Here is a 16,094-nt window from a genome sequence, read left to right on the forward strand (position 1 = left end):
ACCAAACATTGTAATTAATTTCAGACACGTTATTTTAATGCGGTCCTGGATTCATCATACAATTTCAATTTAGCCGATATGGTTCATCTGATGGTGAGCTACGGTGTTTTATGTTCATATTCCTGGAGTTTGGGTATGAGGGTTTGCAGCAGAGCAGCTTGTGTTGTTGTATTAACGGAGAAGGATGTTTGGTTAAGGATTAACGGTAAAGAAGCCATCAGCTTAAAAGCTAATCATATGGCGCTGGTAGCATGCGATAATAATATTATCGATTTCTCATCACTTAATAACGCACTGGTCGTACATATCAGCCGTGATATCATTAAAGACTATCTACGTTTTTTAAATAAAGACCTTTCACAGATCCCACTCTGGCAACGCAGTGCCAACCCAGTGATGACCGCCGTCTGTCTGACGCCGGATGTCTTCCGGGTGGCTGCCCAATATAGCGTAATGGACACAATGGACGAAGGTGAAAGTGTGCGCACGCGCTCGCTACTGTTCACGGTGTTATCACGCTTTCTCGGCAGCAAAAAGTTTATGTCTCTGCTCATGCATATACTACGCAGTCGTATCAGCGACAGCGTTTATCACATTATTGAGAGCGATATACATAAAGACTGGAATTTAAGCATGGTTGCCAGTTGCTTATGCCTGAGCCCCAGTTTGTTAAAGAAAAAGCTCAAAAGTGAAAATACAAGTTACAGCCAAATAATTACCACGTGTCGCATGCGTTATGCCGTCAATCAATTATTGATGGATGGCAAAAACATTTCCCAGGTCTCTCAACTGTGCGGATATAACAGTACCTCGTACTTTATTTCCGTATTCAAAGAGTTCTATGGGATGACGCCTCTGCATTATGTCAGTCAACATAGGGAGCCATCCGCTGCCTGATTTTTAATCAGTTAGCGATAAGCCATAATAATATCAGCATTAGCGATACCCCCAGTCCGCCATCATAAAATAGTCTTCTGAAGAGGTATGATAAGACGTCATTTATCCTTATCAGGAGTTACTAAATATGTCGACGGATGCTGATGCTCACAAAGTGGGCTTAATCCCCGTCACCCTTATGGTGTCGGGGAATATTATGGGTTCCGGTGTATTCCTGCTACCCGCAAACCTTGCGTCAACTGGCGGGATTGCAATCTACGGATGGTTGGTCACTATTATCGGTGCTTTGGCGCTGTCGATGGTGTACGCGAAAATGTCGTCCTTAGACTCCAGTCCCGGTGGTTCTTACGCTTATGCCCGCCGCTGTTTCGGTCCTTTTTTGGGCTACCAGACCAACGTCCTGTACTGGCTGGCTTGCTGGATTGGTAACATTGCCATGGTGGTTATTGGCGTCGGTTACCTGAGCTACTTCTTCCCCATCTTAAAAGATCCGCTGGTCCTGACGCTGACCTGCGTCGTGGTGCTGTGGATCTTCGTGTTGCTGAACATTGTCGGACCGAAAATGATCACCCGTGTACAGGCCGTCGCAACGGTACTGGCGCTGGTGCCAATTGTCGGTATTGCCGTCTTCGGCTGGTTCTGGTTCCGGGGTGAAACCTATATGGCGGCATGGAACGTCAGCGGCATGAACACCTTCGGTGCGATTCAAAGCACTCTGAACGTAACTTTGTGGTCATTTATCGGCGTGGAAAGCGCCTCCGTCGCGGCAGGTGTGGTTAAAAATCCCAAACGTAACGTGCCTATCGCCACCATGGGCGGCGTGCTGATTGCCGCCGTTTGCTATGTGCTCTCCACCACGGCGATTATGGGTATGATCCCTAACGCGGCGCTGCGTGTTTCAGCCTCCCCGTTCGGTGATGCCGCACGCATGGCGCTGGGTGACACCGCAGGGGCGATTGTCTCCTTCTGTGCCGCGGCCGGGTGCCTGGGTTCCTTGGGCGACTGGACGCTGCTTGCCGGGCAAACCGCCAAAGCGGCAGCCGATGACGGCCTGTTCCCACCGATTTTTGCCCGCGTTAACAAAGCCGGTACGCCGGTAGCCGGGTTAATTATCGTCGGCGTTCTGATGACCATCTTCCAGTTCAGCAGCATGTCGCCAAACGCTGCGAAAGAGTTTGGTCTGGTCTCTTCGGTCTCCGTTATCTTCACGCTGGTGCCGTATCTGTACACCTGCGCCGCGCTGCTGCTGCTCGGCCATGGTCACTTTGGTAAAGCGCGTCCGATGTACTTACTGGTGACCTTTATCGCTTTTGTTTACTGCATTTGGGCGGTTGTCGGTTCCGGTGCCAAAGAGGTGATGTGGTCATTCGTCACGCTGATGATCATCACCGCGCTGTATGCACTGAACTACAATCGGATCCATAAAAACCCATATCCATTGGATGCTCCGGTAAACAATAACTAACGCAAACAGTCGTCGTTGCCCGATGGTGTAAGGCCATCGGGCCAACGCCGCCCCCCGCGATTCCTGAAATCAACATTAAGAACTTAAGGTTGGCTTAATTTTACTTTGAGAGGATTTGTACCACTTAGTCGATGGAACCCCCTTAATGTTAAAGCACCTGTTTAAAAGACCCACTCTCGGGCTAATCAGCTGGCTTCTCCTGATCTCATTTTATCTTGCGACTTTCCTGAACATTGCGTTCTATAAACAAGTGCTGCAAGAACTGCCCCTGGATTCCGTGCGCAACCTGCTGGTGTTTTTGTCGATGCCGGTCGTCGCTTTCAGCGTCATGAACATTGTGCTGACGCTGGCCTCATTCCTGTGGCTTAATCGCCTGGTGGCCTGCGTTTTCATTCTGGTTGGCGCATCGGCCCAATATTTCATCATGACCTACGGCATCATCATTGACCGCTCGATGATCGCCAATATGATGGACACCACACCCGCCGAAACCTTTGCTTTGCTGACGCCGCAAATGCTCATCACGCTCGGAGTGAGCGGCATTCTCGCCGCGCTCATTGCCTGCTGGATAAGAATCAAACCGATCGCCCCGGCCATGCGCAGCGTACTGTTCCGTGGCGCGAATATTCTGATCTCCGCGCTGCTGATCGTGCTGGTCGCCGCGTTCTTCTACAAAGATTACGCCTCACTGTTTCGCAACAATAAAGAACTGGTGAAATCCCTCAGCCCATCCAACAGCATTGTGGCGACCTCTTCCTGGTATTCACACCAGAGGCTGGCCCACCTGCCGCTGGTACGCATTGGTGAAGACGCCCATCGCAATCCGTTGATGGTGAAAGAAAAGCGTAAGAACCTGACGATTGTGGTGCTCGGCGAGACCTCACGCGGCGATAACTTCTCGCTGTCAGGCTATTCGCGCCAGACCAACCCGTTGCTGGAAAAAGATGATGTGGTCTATTTCCCCCGCACCACATCCTGCGGAACGGCAACGGCAGTATCTGTCCCCTGCATGTTCTCGGGTATGCCACGCGCGCACTACGATGAAGAACTGGCGCAGCATCAGGAAGGCGTGCTCGACATTATTCAGCGGGCGGGAATTAACGTTCTGTGGAACGATAACGACGGCGGCTGCAAAGGGGCATGTGACCGGGTACCGCACCAGAATATGACTAAGCTGAACCTGCCAGGGCAGTGTATTGACGGGGAATGCTACGATGACGTGCTGTTCCACGGGCTGGAAGAGTACATTAATAACCTGCAAGGCGACGGCGTGATTGTGCTGCACACCATCGGCAGCCACGGTCCGACCTATTACAACCGCTATCCTGCGCAGTTCAAGAAATTTACGCCAACCTGTGACACCAACGAAATCCAGACGTGTTCACAGCAACAGTTGGTCAATACCTATGACAACACCATTCTTTACGTCGACTATATTGTTGATAAAGCAATCAATATACTGAAAGAGCATCAAGATAATTTCACCACCAGCCTGGTCTACCTTTCCGATCACGGTGAATCCTTAGGGGAAAATGGCATCTATTTACACGGCCTGCCATATTCGATTGCGCCAGATACGCAAAAACATGTGCCGATGCTGCTGTGGCTCTCAGAAGATTATCAGCAACGCTATCAAGTCTCTCAGACATGTTTGCAAAAACGGGCAGGCTCAGAGGACTTCTCACAGGATAATCTCTTCTCAACCCTGCTGGGATTAACAGGCGTGCAAACACAGAAATATCAGGCGGCAGATGATATTCTGCAACCCTGCCGGGGAGGCTAAACGAATGAAAATTCTGATTGTTGAAGACGATACGTTGTTATTACAGGGACTGATACTCGCCGCGCAAACAGAAGGCTATGCCTGCGACGGCGTATCAACGGCCCGTGCCGCGGAGCAGTGTCTGGAGACCGGCCATTACAGTCTGGTGGTTCTGGACCTGGGCTTACCGGATGAAGACGGCCTGCACTTCCTGAACCGCATCAGACAGAAAAAATACACCGTGCCGGTGCTTATCCTCACCGCCCGCGATACAGTGAAAGACCGAGTCAGCGGGCTGGACGTTGGCGCCGATGACTATCTGGTCAAACCGTTCGCACTGGAAGAACTGCATGCCCGCATCCGGGCGCTGCTGCGTCGTCATAACAATCAGGGTGAAAGTGAACTCATTGTCAGTAACCTGACGCTGAATATCGGTCGTCGCCAGGTGTGGATGGATGGACAAGAGGTTATCTTAACGCCGAAAGAATACGCACTCCTGTCGCGCCTGATGCTTAAAGCGGGCAGCCCGGTACACCGGGAGATCCTGTATAACGACATCTACAGCTGGGATAACGAACCGTCGACCAATACGCTGGAAGTGCACATTCACAACCTGCGGGACAAAGTGGGTAAATCACGTATCCGCACAGTCAGGGGATTTGGCTATATGCTGGTTGCCACTGAGGAAAGCTAAGTGAAGCTACTGCAATATCTAAAAAAACCGCTCCCGCTGCGTCATCGCCTGATGCTGACCATCGGTCTTATTCTGCTAGTCTTCCAGTTGATTAGCACCTTCTGGTTGTGGCACGAAAGCACCGAACAAATACAGCTATTCGAACAGGCGTTACGCGAAAATCGTAACAACGATCGCCACATCCTGCATGAAATCCGCGAGGCCATCGCCAGCCTGATCGTCCCCGGTATCTTTATGGTCAGCCTGACGCTGCTGATTTGCTACCAGGCAGTGCGACGTATTACTCGCCCGCTGGCGGATCTGCAAAAAGAGTTAGAAACGCGGGCAGCCGATAACCTTGCTCCGATTGAAGTTCACAGTTCAACCGTTGAGATCCAGGCGGTCGTCTCAGCGCTCAACGAGCTGGTGACGCGGCTGACGAGCACCATTGAAAACGAACGCTTATTTACCGCCGATGTCGCCCACGAACTGCGCACCCCACTGTCAGGCGTTCGCCTGCATCTGGAATTACTGTCCAAAACCCATAAGGTCGACGTTTCACCGTTAATTGCCCGCCTTGACCAAATGATGGACAGCGTGTCGCAACTGCTGCAACTCGCCCGCGTTGGACAGTCGTTCTCGGCCGGGAGCTACCAGCACGTCAAACTGCTGGAGGACGTGATTTTGCCCTCCTACGATGAACTCAGCACCATGCTGGACCAGCGTCAGCAGACGCTGCTCCTACCGCAAAGCACGGCGGACGTTGTCGTACGTGGCGATGCGACGCTATTACGAATGCTGCTGCGAAATCTGGTGGAGAACGCGCATCGTTACAGCCCGGAAGGCACCCATATTACGATTAGCCTGAATACAGAGCATGATGCCGTTATCGCCGTCGAAGATGAAGGCCCTGGCATTGATGAGAGTAAATGCGGGGAGCTGAGTAAAGCGTTTGTGCGTATGGACAGCCGTTTTGGCGGGATTGGGCTGGGGCTGAGCATTGTCAGTCGTATCACCCAGTTACATCACGGGCATTTCTATTTGCAAAATCGTCAGGGAACCACCGGCACTCGCGCTTGGGTGGAATTAGAGAAAGGTCAGTAAGTACTCACCCAAACGTACAAAAAGCTGCTGACGATCAGCACGCTGCACACGGTGGTCAAACTTTCATAAATGCGGTTTTTCATGACACTCTCCTCCGATACTCTGGAGGAGAGTTTGCCTGACACAGATTAAGCCAACCTTAAGTGGATATGATAAATCACATGATTACTCATCAATCCGCGGATGCTGCTGCACCAGGCGCGTACGCTTAAGCTGCAGCTCAGCAATTTCCTGATCGATATCTTCGATTTTATGCTCAATATTATCGTAGTGCTCGCCGAGGAGCTCTTTCGCTTCATGAATATCCGAAGCGGCAGGCGTAGCCCCCTTCAGCGGCTGATTAGCCGTCTCTTTCATGGTCACGCCGGTAATTAAACCTATCACCGCAATCACCATCAGATAATAAGCAGGCATCATCAGATTCTGAGAGCTTTCCACCAGCCATGCGGCCAACGTCGGTGTCAGACCGGCGACCAATACCGAGATATTAAACGCTGCGGCCAGGGCACTGTAGCGAATATGCGTCGGGAACATCGCTGGTAACGTTGACGCCATCACCCCGGTAAAGCAGTTGAGGATCACCGCCAGCATCAGCAACCCGGCGAAAATCAGGCCGATGACGTTACTGTTAATCAGAATAAATGCCGGAATAGCCAGCACAAACAGCGCAATACTGCCCATAATCACAAACGGACGGCGCCCGAAGCGGTCGCTGAGCAGACCCATCACCGGCTGCACAAACAGCATACCAATCATGATGGCGATAATAATCAGCACGCCGTGGTCTTCAGAGTAATGCAGGTTATGCGACAGGTAGCTCGGCATATAGGTGAGTAGCATGTAATAGGTGACGTTGGTGGCAATCACCAGACCAATACATGCCAGCAGACTGCGCCAGTGCCTGGTCGCAATCTCTTTAAACGACACCTTCGGACCGTCCTGCAGTCCCTGACGATCGCCCTGCTCCAGTTTATCCACGTGCTGCTGGAACGCCGGAGTCTCTTCCAGTGCATGACGCAGGTACAGGCCAATAAGCCCTAACGGTAGCGCCAGGAAGAACGGAATACGCCAGCCCCACTCAAGGAAGTTTTCTTCGCCGACGATAGTTGAGATCAGGACTACCACGCCCGCACCCAGCACAAACCCGGCAATCGAGCCGAAGTCCAGCCAGCTGCCCATAAATCCGCGCTTACGGTCTGGCGAGTACTCTGCGACAAAAATCGACGCCCCGGTATACTCTCCGCCGACCGAGAACCCCTGCGCCATTTTACACAGCAACAGCAGAATCGGCGCCCAGATACCAATCGAGGCATACGAGGGAATAAGACCGATACAGAAGGTACTTATCGACATAATCACAATAGTGATAGCGAGGATCTTCTGACGACCGTATTTATCGCCAAGCATACCGAAGAACAATCCACCAAGCGGTCGAATCAGAAAGGGAACAGAGAAGGTGGCAAGTGCAGCAACCATCTGTACGCTGGGGTCAGCCCCCGGGAAGAACACTTTACCTAATGCGTAAGCAACAAACCCATAAACACCAAAATCAAACCACTCCATCGCATTACCTAACGACGCCGCGGTAATGGCTTTTCGCAGTTTACCGTCATCAATGATGGTAACGTCGCGCAGCGTAATTGGTTTTATTTTTTTCCTTTTTAGCATACTCGTCCTCATAGACTTAGCCCTGTCACGCTACAGATCGAGTCCCTCAACGCCCCTGCGTCAAGGTCATCACCGAGCGGGGAATGCACAGACGCATTCCCTGTAACAAGCGTAGCAGGTTTACTTACACTGACGAGAAACGAGCAGTACAACCGAACCTGTTGACGCCTGATTGGGCGGTTAATGACCTCTTTACCCTAACAGTGTTTAAATTTGTGATCAACTTCACATATAGATTTCCATTTCGTCAACATGCGTAAATCAGGTCATTCTTAGTCAACTTTTTTACATGTAATGCTTGCGATTTTCTGGCAATTAAATACAAGAATAAATCGCTTTGTTGCACCAACAATCACAACAGTCACTATTATTCTGCTAGGCAAAAACCCACCTAATCTCTTCACAAAAAGATCACAGCTTTTTTAATTATCAGAGCACTCAGGAACTTTTGCTCGGAATATGTGATGAAGATAACTAAAACATCGTTTTATTTTGATTGAATCAATGTTCCCATGAATGCAAACTAATTCCAGACGCAATATCCCTGGGAGCAGCAACACGCTCAACGTATGCCGTGTTAGATTTTATAAAACAAAGAGATAGCTGTTTTCTTTGTTAAGAAACAACAGTAAACACTTGAATTTATTAATTTTTATTTCCTTGCGCGTGTATTACCTGCGACAAGAGATGAGGACGCTTATGAAAATTAAAGCCACGATTGAACGCATCCCTGGCGGAATGATGTTGATTCCTTTGTTATTAGGCGCAGTGTTAAATACGTTAGCTCCGGATACCGGCGCGTATTTCGGTTCGTTTACCAAAGGAATGATCAGCGGAACGGTGCCGATTCTGGCAGTGTGGTTTTTTTGTATCGGTGCATCTATTGATTTACGGGCAACCGGCACGGTATTACGCAAATCCGGCACACTGGTATTAACTAAAATAGCCGTGGCATGGGTAGTGGCAATGATTGCTGCTTCATTTATTCCTGATACCGGTATTCAAACCGGGTTCTTTGCCGGTCTTTCGGTACTGGCAATTGTTTCAGCGATGGACATGACCAACGGCGGTTTGTACGCCAGCCTGATGAACCAGTACGGAACCAAAGAAGAGTCTGGCGCATTTGTGTTGATGTCTCTGGAATCCGGTCCGTTAATGACCATGGTGATCCTCGGCTCCGCGGGTCTGGCTTCCTTCGAACCACACCATTTTGTCGGCGCGGTATTACCGTTCCTGATTGGTTTTGCGTTGGGTAACCTGGATCACGATCTGCGTTCCTTCTTCAGCAAAGCCACGCCGGTGCTGATCCCGTTCTTCGGCTTCGCGCTGGGCAACACGATTAACCTGAGCGTCATCGTTGATACGGGTCTGCTGGGCATCCTGCTGGGCGTCGCGGTTATCGTCATCACCGGTATTCCGCTGATTATTGCTGACCGCGTTATTGGTGGCGGGAACGGTACGGCAGGCGTAGCAGCCTCTTCTGCGGCAGGCGCTGCAGTGGCAAACCCGGTGATTATCGCCCAGATTAACCCGGCATTTGAACCGGTTGCCGCATCCGCTACGGCGCTGGTTGCCGCCAGCGTGATAGTCACCGCGATTCTGGTGCCGATTATCACCGCGCTGTATGCCAAACGTTTTAATAAAAACCCGGTCGTCAATGAGACGGCGGCTACCCCGGCAGACTCACTGCACCACTAAACCTGCCTTTATCCCACTCACCGTTCCTGCTCAATTGATGAGCGGGAACGGTGCAAAAATCTCCTCAACCATCGCATCAACCAGCCGCTTCGCCGAACACAATCTCGGCATGCCCAACGCCACATTTTGCCAACGCTGCGTCACCGACCAGCTCACCGGATGACGCTGCGCATCGCACCAGTCCCCGAGCCAGCTCAACATATCGTTGTGCTCAGCCGAGCCGCCAACAACCGGCGTGCTGAGCCAATGATGATAGTAATGACGCGTGGCGGGGGCCGCATTCACGCTGTCTGCCAGCGCCTGAGCAGCCATCGTTCGCAGGTTGTCTTTTAGCATTGACACCACATCGGCATTTGCTAACCGGCAGGCGTCACCAAAGGCTCCCCAACGCAGCTCCTCTAACGCCACAAAACAGCGTCCAGGTAACGACCAGCCGTCATACGCGCCAGCCCGCCAGCGGGTAAAAATTTGCTCGCTATGTTCGCCCGCTTGCACCGTCAGGCCGCGTTGCGTCACCGCCTTCTCTTTATAAGCGCCGCGCTGGGTAAACCAGTCAGCGAGTGAATTTATCTGCTGCAGAAGACCAGGCGTGGAGAGTCCACGCGGGTGTTCGGTTTGTTGTAAAAACATCAACCCTTCGGCGATCCGTACCAGCGCCAGATGGCCCGGATCGATCATGCCCGCCAGTTTTTCCACCAGTTTTAGACGCATCACCAGATGCTCGCTGGACACACCTGCCAACACCCATGCTCGCAGTTGCGTCTGGGATAGCACCTCCTGCGTCAGACGCGCACGCAGCCGCTGCTGCTGTTGCAGAAAACCACCGGAACGTTTGGTTTCATCTCCCTGAACCAGATCGACCATAAACTTCGGGTAGACACACTCCAGCGTCCGCCCGGGGCCTTCCAGTAACACGTTAGTCATGTGTGCTCGGTTGCAAAAAGGGTATTGATATCGTCGCGCAGCAAGCGGGAATCTTCATAAAGCCATGCCGCAGTCGTAATGCGATGCTGCAGTTGTTCGTTCAAGGCATTCACCGCAGATTCATTTTGCTGGCGCAGGGTCAGACTCTCACGCAGGCTCGCCTGTAATTGCGTCAAACACAGTGAAAAATCAGCAAAAAACGTGGCCATGCCTGCCGTAACGGAAATATCGACCTGCGCAGCTAAAGCTTTACGAATTTGTTGGCAAAACTGGGTGACATAGTGCACAAGGTTCTTATGCAGTGCGCCCATATCAATGAGATAACGCGTTTTTGTTTCGACGTACTCATTCCATCCCCAGTTGGGCTGATTCAACCAGCGAGAGAAGGTATCACGCACCACACCGCCAGTTGACGGCGCATTTTCCGCCGGAATATCCTGCTCAATGGCCTCGTTGAACAACTGGCGAGTGTTGAAGTTAAACATCGCCGCATGAAACGCCGGAAAACGGATCCGCGCACGAAAACCAGCGTGGTTCAGCTCCTCTTTCACCCGCTGCTCAATGGGGCGCATGGCGTCATTTAGCGCCCGGGACAGCGTCGACTCAAGCTGTTCAAAGCGCAGAGCTAAATCCCGGCTGATGCTTTCCTGCGCTGCCAGCAAGACAACTTCACAGGACGAGCGCATTTTATCCAGCACGATTTTCGCCTGCCCTTCATCGTGCAACACCAGCATTTCTCCGGCCATTTCTGCCGAGGAAACGCCAGCCCCCTGGCCATGTTGTGACATCATCAGGACATTTTCTTTGATAAAGAACGTGTTGATGCCGCACAGAATCTCAGTCTGTTGCTCATTGAGATAGGCCGCGGCAGCCTCCAGCGCCAGCTCGACCTCATGACTGACTTCATCACTCACCCACCCCTGACTCACTTCTAACTGCTGCATATCCTCTTCAATATGCGTGATGTTCAGCCGCAGTTTTTCATAGGCAACCGTTAACCCATGGGCGCGAAACTCCAGATATTCGTGCGCGCTTTGCGCATAGTTCAATAACTTATGCGACGCTGAGCGTAGCGCATACAGCGAAGCATTGGCGTAAGCGGCATGAATCACTTTCTGGATCGGCTGCTCAAACAGTGAATCCTCCCACAACAGATCGGCTGCATGGCGGATGTGCTCCGTATCCTCAAGATCGTTGGTGCACCAGCGTCGGCCAAGCGCCGCTTCGGCAAAATCCTGTACCCAACGTTGCACCTGGTGATCCGGCAGCCGCCCGCGAGTCATCAGCTCATGACGCGCCCTGTTCGCCAGATACCCCCACATCGAAGAAACCGGATAGATTCGCTCCGGGGCAATCCCGCCTTGCATCAGCGTGCCGGAAATTAACGCCCGCACCTGCTCTTCATCGTCACTGTTGCGGTCTTTCTGATCGAATTTGTTCACCAGCGCATACAGCGGCACTGACTTGCCGACCGCCATGATCGCGTGGCGCACTTCTTCATCGGAAATCGATTTCAGTTGGGTGTAATCCATCACCACCAGTACCGCAGAAGCCCGCGCCAGCTGTTCATTCAGCATCTTTTGCAAGTGCGGTTGCCCGGCCTCATTCGGCCCCGGCGTATCCAGCAGGGTTAATTGCCCAGGATAGCTCGCCTGACCGGCCAAATGGACAAATTCGACCTCGATAACCGGAATATGCTCAATCGCGGCATAGGCGGCAAAAGGAAAATCCACTTCCAGCGCTTTTGACAAACGCACCAGGTCATTCAGACTTTTAAGGCAATGGAAAATAGGCTGTGCGCCAAGGTAATACCGCTCAAATGCCACGCCGTTTTCAATATGCTGCAGCAGAACATTCATATCCTTATCAATTTCCAGGGTCTGCGTAAGACGCTGGCGATCGCACTCGCGCACGCGCTGCTGTAAAACCTTCATTAAGGCATCGATAGGCGTGACATGTGAAAAATGCAACACCGGCTCTTTCTGCCCCGGCGTATGGCGAATTAACGTTGGTAGCGCCGTCATGGGACGATTACGATTAGGTAAAACTTCGGTCCCCACAATCGCGTTAATCGTCGTCGATTTTCCCGCTTTCATGGTACCGACAATCGCCAGCACCATTTCCAGACGCGTAATCTTACGCAGTTCATTATTGAGCGTTGCCTGCTGGACATCCATGCCACGCACGCTGAAATGCAGAGGCTGAACCACCTGTCTGCTATGCTCTCCTTGTTTTAGCGCGACATCATCCAACGACGTCATAGGCAATTTTTGCAATTGCCTGAGATGTTCAAGCGAGAGCATCAGCAAGCGTTCCGCTTCCTGACTTAATTCATATATTGTCTGTGTGTGCATGGAAAATTCTTCCTTAACGCAAATGGCATTACTTTTATTTAGCCCAATCGTTTTATTTATAGATTTTTTGGCTTTTATAATTACGTGTAGAAATAATTAAAATCAAAACAACCAACTGATATTATTAAAATAAATTTGGCGTATAACCGCTGGCCGGATGCCTCTCACTTATGTAATAAGTAAGAAAGATAAACAGCGTAGTTCAGTTTTAAAAAATACCCGCGTAATCCCCCTACTAAAATTAAGGGGGTCAATGATATTCAATCACAATGGCTTAGGCATCCGTAAGCAACGTTACCTATGAATATCAGATATTTCGCCTCACCTTATCTTAAATACCTAAGCGTAGCAATTTCCCTTAAAAAATATTCCGCCATACTTTCATTGAGGTAAAAGCAAAGGGTCTTTACAGCAGATCATTTTGCATAATCACGCAGTAGTCCCGACAAAAGCAGGGATTTTATGTATAATTGCGGCCTTTTTCGGCAATCTGCCATTTTTGGGCGCATTTGCCCCTGCTGACTTTTGAGGAAATCCACATGTCATTACCACACTGCCCACAATGCAACTCCGAATACACTTACGAAGATAACGGCATGTTCATCTGCCCGGAATGCGCTCACGAATGGAACGATGCTGAACCGGCTCAGGACAGCGACGAACTGATCGTTAAAGATGCCAACGGCAACCTGCTGGCTGACGGCGACAGCGTTACCGTAGTGAAAGACCTGAAGGTAAAAGGTAGCTCTTCCATGTTGAAGATCGGGACCAAAGTGAAGAACATCCGTCTGGTTGAAGGCGACCACAACATCGATTGCAAAATCGATGGCTTTGGCCCAATGAAGCTGAAATCTGAGTTTGTGAAAAAGAACTGATGCAAATTGCCTGATGGCGCTACGTCAATCAGGCCGATGCCAGCTCATCTGCCAGGCGGGAAGCTCATACTTCCCGCCTGGCTTATTTTTGCAGACGATAACTACACTTAACTGGTTTCTTTTACCTGAGGTAAAGATTATGCCGTTAAGTCCCTATATCTCCTTCGCAGGCAACTGCGCTGATGCTATCGCCTACTACCAAAAAACATTAGGCGCTGAGCTACTCTACAAAATCAACTTCGGTGAAATGCCCAAACCGGCGCAGAACAGCGAAGAGGGTTGCCCTTCAGGCATGAAATTCCCCGATACCGCCATTGCCCACGCCAACCTGCGCGTTGCGGGCAGCGACATCATGATGAGCGATAGCGCCCCCGACGGAAATGCCCACTACTCTGGCTTTACACTGGTACTCGACACGCAAAACGTCGACGAAGGCAAACGCTGGTTTGATAACCTGGCAGCAAACGGAAAAATCGAAATGGACTGGCAGGAAACCTTCTGGGCTCATGGTTTCGGTAAAGTGAGCGATCGGTATGGCGTGCCGTGGATGATCAACGTCGTCAAACAGCAGCAACCTACAGAGTAATCCAACGGGAGGCCAGCCCTCCCGTACTGTCATCAAAAATCGCTCAACTCTTCATCACCAAGTAACCATCCCTTAACGAAAACGTCACATTGATCCGCCACGATGGGGCCACTTTTTAAGGGAGGCCGCATCATGCAAACGATTATTCGCGTCGAAAAACTCTCCAAGTCCTTCAATCAACATCAGGCGCTCAATGCGGTTGATCTGAACATCTGTTCCGGTGAGATGGTGGCTCTGCTTGGGCCGTCTGGCTCCGGCAAATCCACCCTTTTACGTCATTTAAGCGGTTTGATCGTCGGTGATAAATCCCCGGGTAGCCACGTCGAACTGCTGGGTCGTACCGTTCAACATGAAGGCCGCCTGGCGCGCGATATCCGCAAAAGCCGCGCCCACACCGGCTACATCTTCCAGCAGTTCAATCTGGTTAACCGCCTGACGGTACTGGAAAACGTCCTGATTGGCGCACTCGGCAGCACGCCGTTTTGGCGCACCTGTTTTAGCTGGTTTAGCCAGGAACAGAAACAGCGTGCATTACAGGCGCTGACCCGCGTTGGCATGGCGCACTTTGCATACCAGCGCGTTTCCACGCTTTCGGGCGGGCAACAGCAGCGCGTGGCGATTGCCCGCGCGCTGATGCAGCAAGCCAAAGTGATCCTTGCCGACGAGCCGATAGCCTCGCTGGACCCGGAATCCGCACGCATCGTGATGGACACCCTACGCGACATTAACCAGACCGACGGCATCACCGTGGTCGTCACGCTGCATCAGGTGGATTACGCCCTGCGCTACTGCGAACGCATTGTCGCGCTTCGTCAGGGCAACGTCTTCTTTGATGGCAGCAGTCAGCATTTTGATAACGATCGTTTTGACCATCTCTACCGCAGCATGAACCGCGTCGAAAAGAACGCGCAGGCTGCATAGTTCTAAAAAACCAGGTGTTATTGGCGCAGCCAGGCTGGCAAGTGAAATAGCCTGGAACAAAGACTAATTAAGGAAACAACATGAGCTATAAGACCGTTGCCGCGCTGGCCTTTACCAGCATGTTCAGCATCAGCACCTTGTTCAGCCCGGCGCAGGCCGAAGAGCAAGAAAAAGCGCTGAACTTTGGCATTATTTCGACCGAATCACAGCAAAACCTGAAGCCACAGTGGGAACCATTCCTGAAGGACATGGAAAAATCGTTGGGCGTGAAAGTGAACGCCTTCTTCGCCCCGGACTACGCCGGGATCATTCAGGGAATGCGTTTTAACAAAGTTGATATCGCCTGGTACGGCAACCTCTCGGCAATGGAAGCGGTAGATCGCGCTAATGGACAAGTGTTTGCCCAAACCGTCGCTGCCGACGGCTCCCCGGGATACTGGAGCGTGTTGATCGTTAACAAAGACAGTCCGATCAACAACCTGAACGATCTGATCGCCAAACGTAAGGATCTGACATTCGGCAACGGCGATCCCAACTCAACGTCAGGCTTCCTCGTCCCCGGTTACTACGTCTTCGCCAAAAACAACATCTCCGCCAGCGACTTCAAACGCACCGTTAACGCCGGACACGAAACCAACGCGCTGGCCGTCGCCAACAAACAGGTCGATGTCGCCACCAACAACACCGAAAACCTCGACAAGCTGAAAACCTCCGCGCCGGAAAAATTGAAAGAGCTGAAGGTTATCTGGAAGTCACCGCTGATCCCGGGCGATCCGATCGTCTGGCGCAAAAACCTCTCCGAAACCACCAAGGACAAGGTGTACGACTTCTTTATGAATTACGGCAAAACGCCGGAACAGAAAACCGTCCTGGAACGCCTGGGATGGGCACCGTTCCGTGCCTCCAGCGACCTACAACTGGTACCGATTCGGCAACTGGCGCTGTTTAAAGAGATGCAGGGCGTGAAGGGCAACAAAGGGTTGAACGAGGAAGAGAAAAGCAGCAAAACCTCGGCGCTGAAAGCGCAGCTCGACGACCTTGACCGTTTGACCGCCGCCCTGGGCGCCATGACCAGCGTGACTAAAGCGGTGCAGTAAACCTGATGCCCGGTGGCGTTTCGCTTACCGGGCAGACGATGTTCTGTAGGCCGGATAAGGCGTAAACGCT

General features: G+C 51.5%; 14 protein-coding genes. 10 read left to right on the forward strand and 4 right to left on the reverse strand.

Features of this window, described 5'->3' with window-relative positions; translation table 11 throughout:
- The first annotated feature begins 135 nt into the window (after positions 1–135).
- The 5 genes from OGV38_RS07880 to pmrB all read left to right on the forward strand — a co-directional run bounded on the left by OGV38_RS07880 (position 136) and on the right by pmrB (position 5,901).
- Positions 136–897: an AraC family transcriptional regulator gene (locus tag OGV38_RS07880; RefSeq protein WP_016155486.1), complete on the forward strand. Its 762-nt coding sequence runs from the start codon at positions 136–138 to the stop codon at positions 895–897.
- 127 nt (positions 898–1,024) lie between these two features.
- Positions 1,025–2,362 carry an arginine/agmatine antiporter gene (gene adiC / locus OGV38_RS07885; protein ID WP_286473152.1) on the forward strand — a complete coding sequence of 446 codons (1,338 nt, stop codon included), beginning with the start codon at positions 1,025–1,027 and terminating at the stop codon, positions 2,360–2,362.
- Between the two features lie 145 nt (positions 2,363–2,507).
- A complete protein-coding gene (gene eptA / locus OGV38_RS07890) occupies positions 2,508–4,145 on the forward strand; it encodes a phosphoethanolamine transferase EptA (protein WP_049043178.1) in 1,638 nt (545 codons plus the stop codon).
- A 4-nt stretch (positions 4,146–4,149) separates the two neighbouring features.
- Positions 4,150–4,818, forward strand: coding sequence for a two-component system response regulator PmrA (pmrA, locus tag OGV38_RS07895; RefSeq protein WP_016155408.1), 669 nt, complete (start codon positions 4,150–4,152; stop codon positions 4,816–4,818).
- Positions 4,819–5,901: a two-component system sensor histidine kinase PmrB gene (gene pmrB / locus OGV38_RS07900; RefSeq protein ID WP_016155484.1), complete on the forward strand. Its 1,083-nt coding sequence runs from the start codon at positions 4,819–4,821 to the stop codon at positions 5,899–5,901.
- On the opposite strand, the gene pmrR is transcribed toward pmrB, so the two are convergent.
- Both pmrR and proP read right to left on the reverse strand, forming a co-directional pair.
- Positions 5,895–5,984 (reverse strand): LpxT activity modulator PmrR, encoded by a 90-nt coding sequence (gene pmrR / locus OGV38_RS07905; protein WP_016155483.1) that lies wholly within the window; start codon positions 5,982–5,984, stop codon positions 5,895–5,897. The two genes, pmrB and pmrR, sit on opposite strands and share 7 nt — an antisense overlap.
- Positions 5,985–6,066: 82 nt before the next feature.
- The gene (gene proP, locus OGV38_RS07910; protein ID WP_016155405.1) at positions 6,067–7,569 is read right to left on the reverse strand and encodes a glycine betaine/L-proline transporter ProP; all 1,503 of its coding nucleotides are present in this window, start codon (positions 7,567–7,569) and stop codon (positions 6,067–6,069) included.
- Between the two features lie 699 nt (positions 7,570–8,268).
- Here proP and kdgT point away from each other — a divergent pair.
- Complete coding sequence (kdgT, locus tag OGV38_RS07915) at positions 8,269–9,267, forward strand: 2-keto-3-deoxygluconate transporter (protein WP_016155482.1); 999 nt, start codon at positions 8,269–8,271, stop codon at positions 9,265–9,267.
- A 30-nt stretch (positions 9,268–9,297) separates the two neighbouring features.
- On the opposite strand, the gene OGV38_RS07920 is transcribed toward kdgT, so the two are convergent.
- Both OGV38_RS07920 and crfC read right to left on the reverse strand, forming a co-directional pair.
- Positions 9,298–10,191: a diguanylate cyclase regulator RdcB family protein gene (locus tag OGV38_RS07920; protein WP_016155481.1), complete on the reverse strand. Its 894-nt coding sequence runs from the start codon at positions 10,189–10,191 to the stop codon at positions 9,298–9,300.
- Positions 10,188–12,545, reverse strand: a complete 2,358-nt coding sequence (gene crfC / locus OGV38_RS07925) for a clamp-binding protein CrfC (RefSeq protein ID WP_286473154.1) — start codon at positions 12,543–12,545, stop codon at positions 10,188–10,190. The genes OGV38_RS07920 and crfC overlap by 4 nt, the downstream gene beginning before the upstream one ends.
- Positions 12,546–13,084: 539 nt before the next feature.
- Here crfC and OGV38_RS07930 point away from each other — a divergent pair.
- From OGV38_RS07930 to phnD, 4 genes are all read left to right on the forward strand, one after another.
- Positions 13,085–13,420 carry a zinc ribbon domain-containing protein YjdM gene (locus OGV38_RS07930; protein WP_003031835.1) on the forward strand — a complete coding sequence of 112 codons (336 nt, stop codon included), beginning with the start codon at positions 13,085–13,087 and terminating at the stop codon, positions 13,418–13,420.
- A gap of 139 nt (positions 13,421–13,559) precedes the next feature.
- A complete protein-coding gene (yjdN, locus tag OGV38_RS07935) occupies positions 13,560–14,006 on the forward strand; it encodes a VOC family metalloprotein YjdN (RefSeq protein WP_016155401.1) in 447 nt (148 codons plus the stop codon).
- A gap of 132 nt (positions 14,007–14,138) precedes the next feature.
- Positions 14,139–14,927 (forward strand): phosphonate ABC transporter ATP-binding protein, encoded by a 789-nt coding sequence (gene phnC / locus OGV38_RS07940; protein ID WP_016155479.1) that lies wholly within the window; start codon positions 14,139–14,141, stop codon positions 14,925–14,927.
- An 80-nt stretch (positions 14,928–15,007) separates the two neighbouring features.
- Positions 15,008–16,024, forward strand: a complete 1,017-nt coding sequence (phnD, locus tag OGV38_RS07945) for a phosphonate ABC transporter substrate-binding protein (protein WP_016155478.1) — start codon at positions 15,008–15,010, stop codon at positions 16,022–16,024.
- Positions 16,025–16,094 lie beyond the last annotated feature (70 nt).

The sequence above is a fragment of the Citrobacter sp. Cb080 genome, from assembly GCF_030334745.1.
GTDB classification, from domain to species: Bacteria; Pseudomonadota; Gammaproteobacteria; order Enterobacterales; family Enterobacteriaceae; genus Citrobacter; species Citrobacter braakii.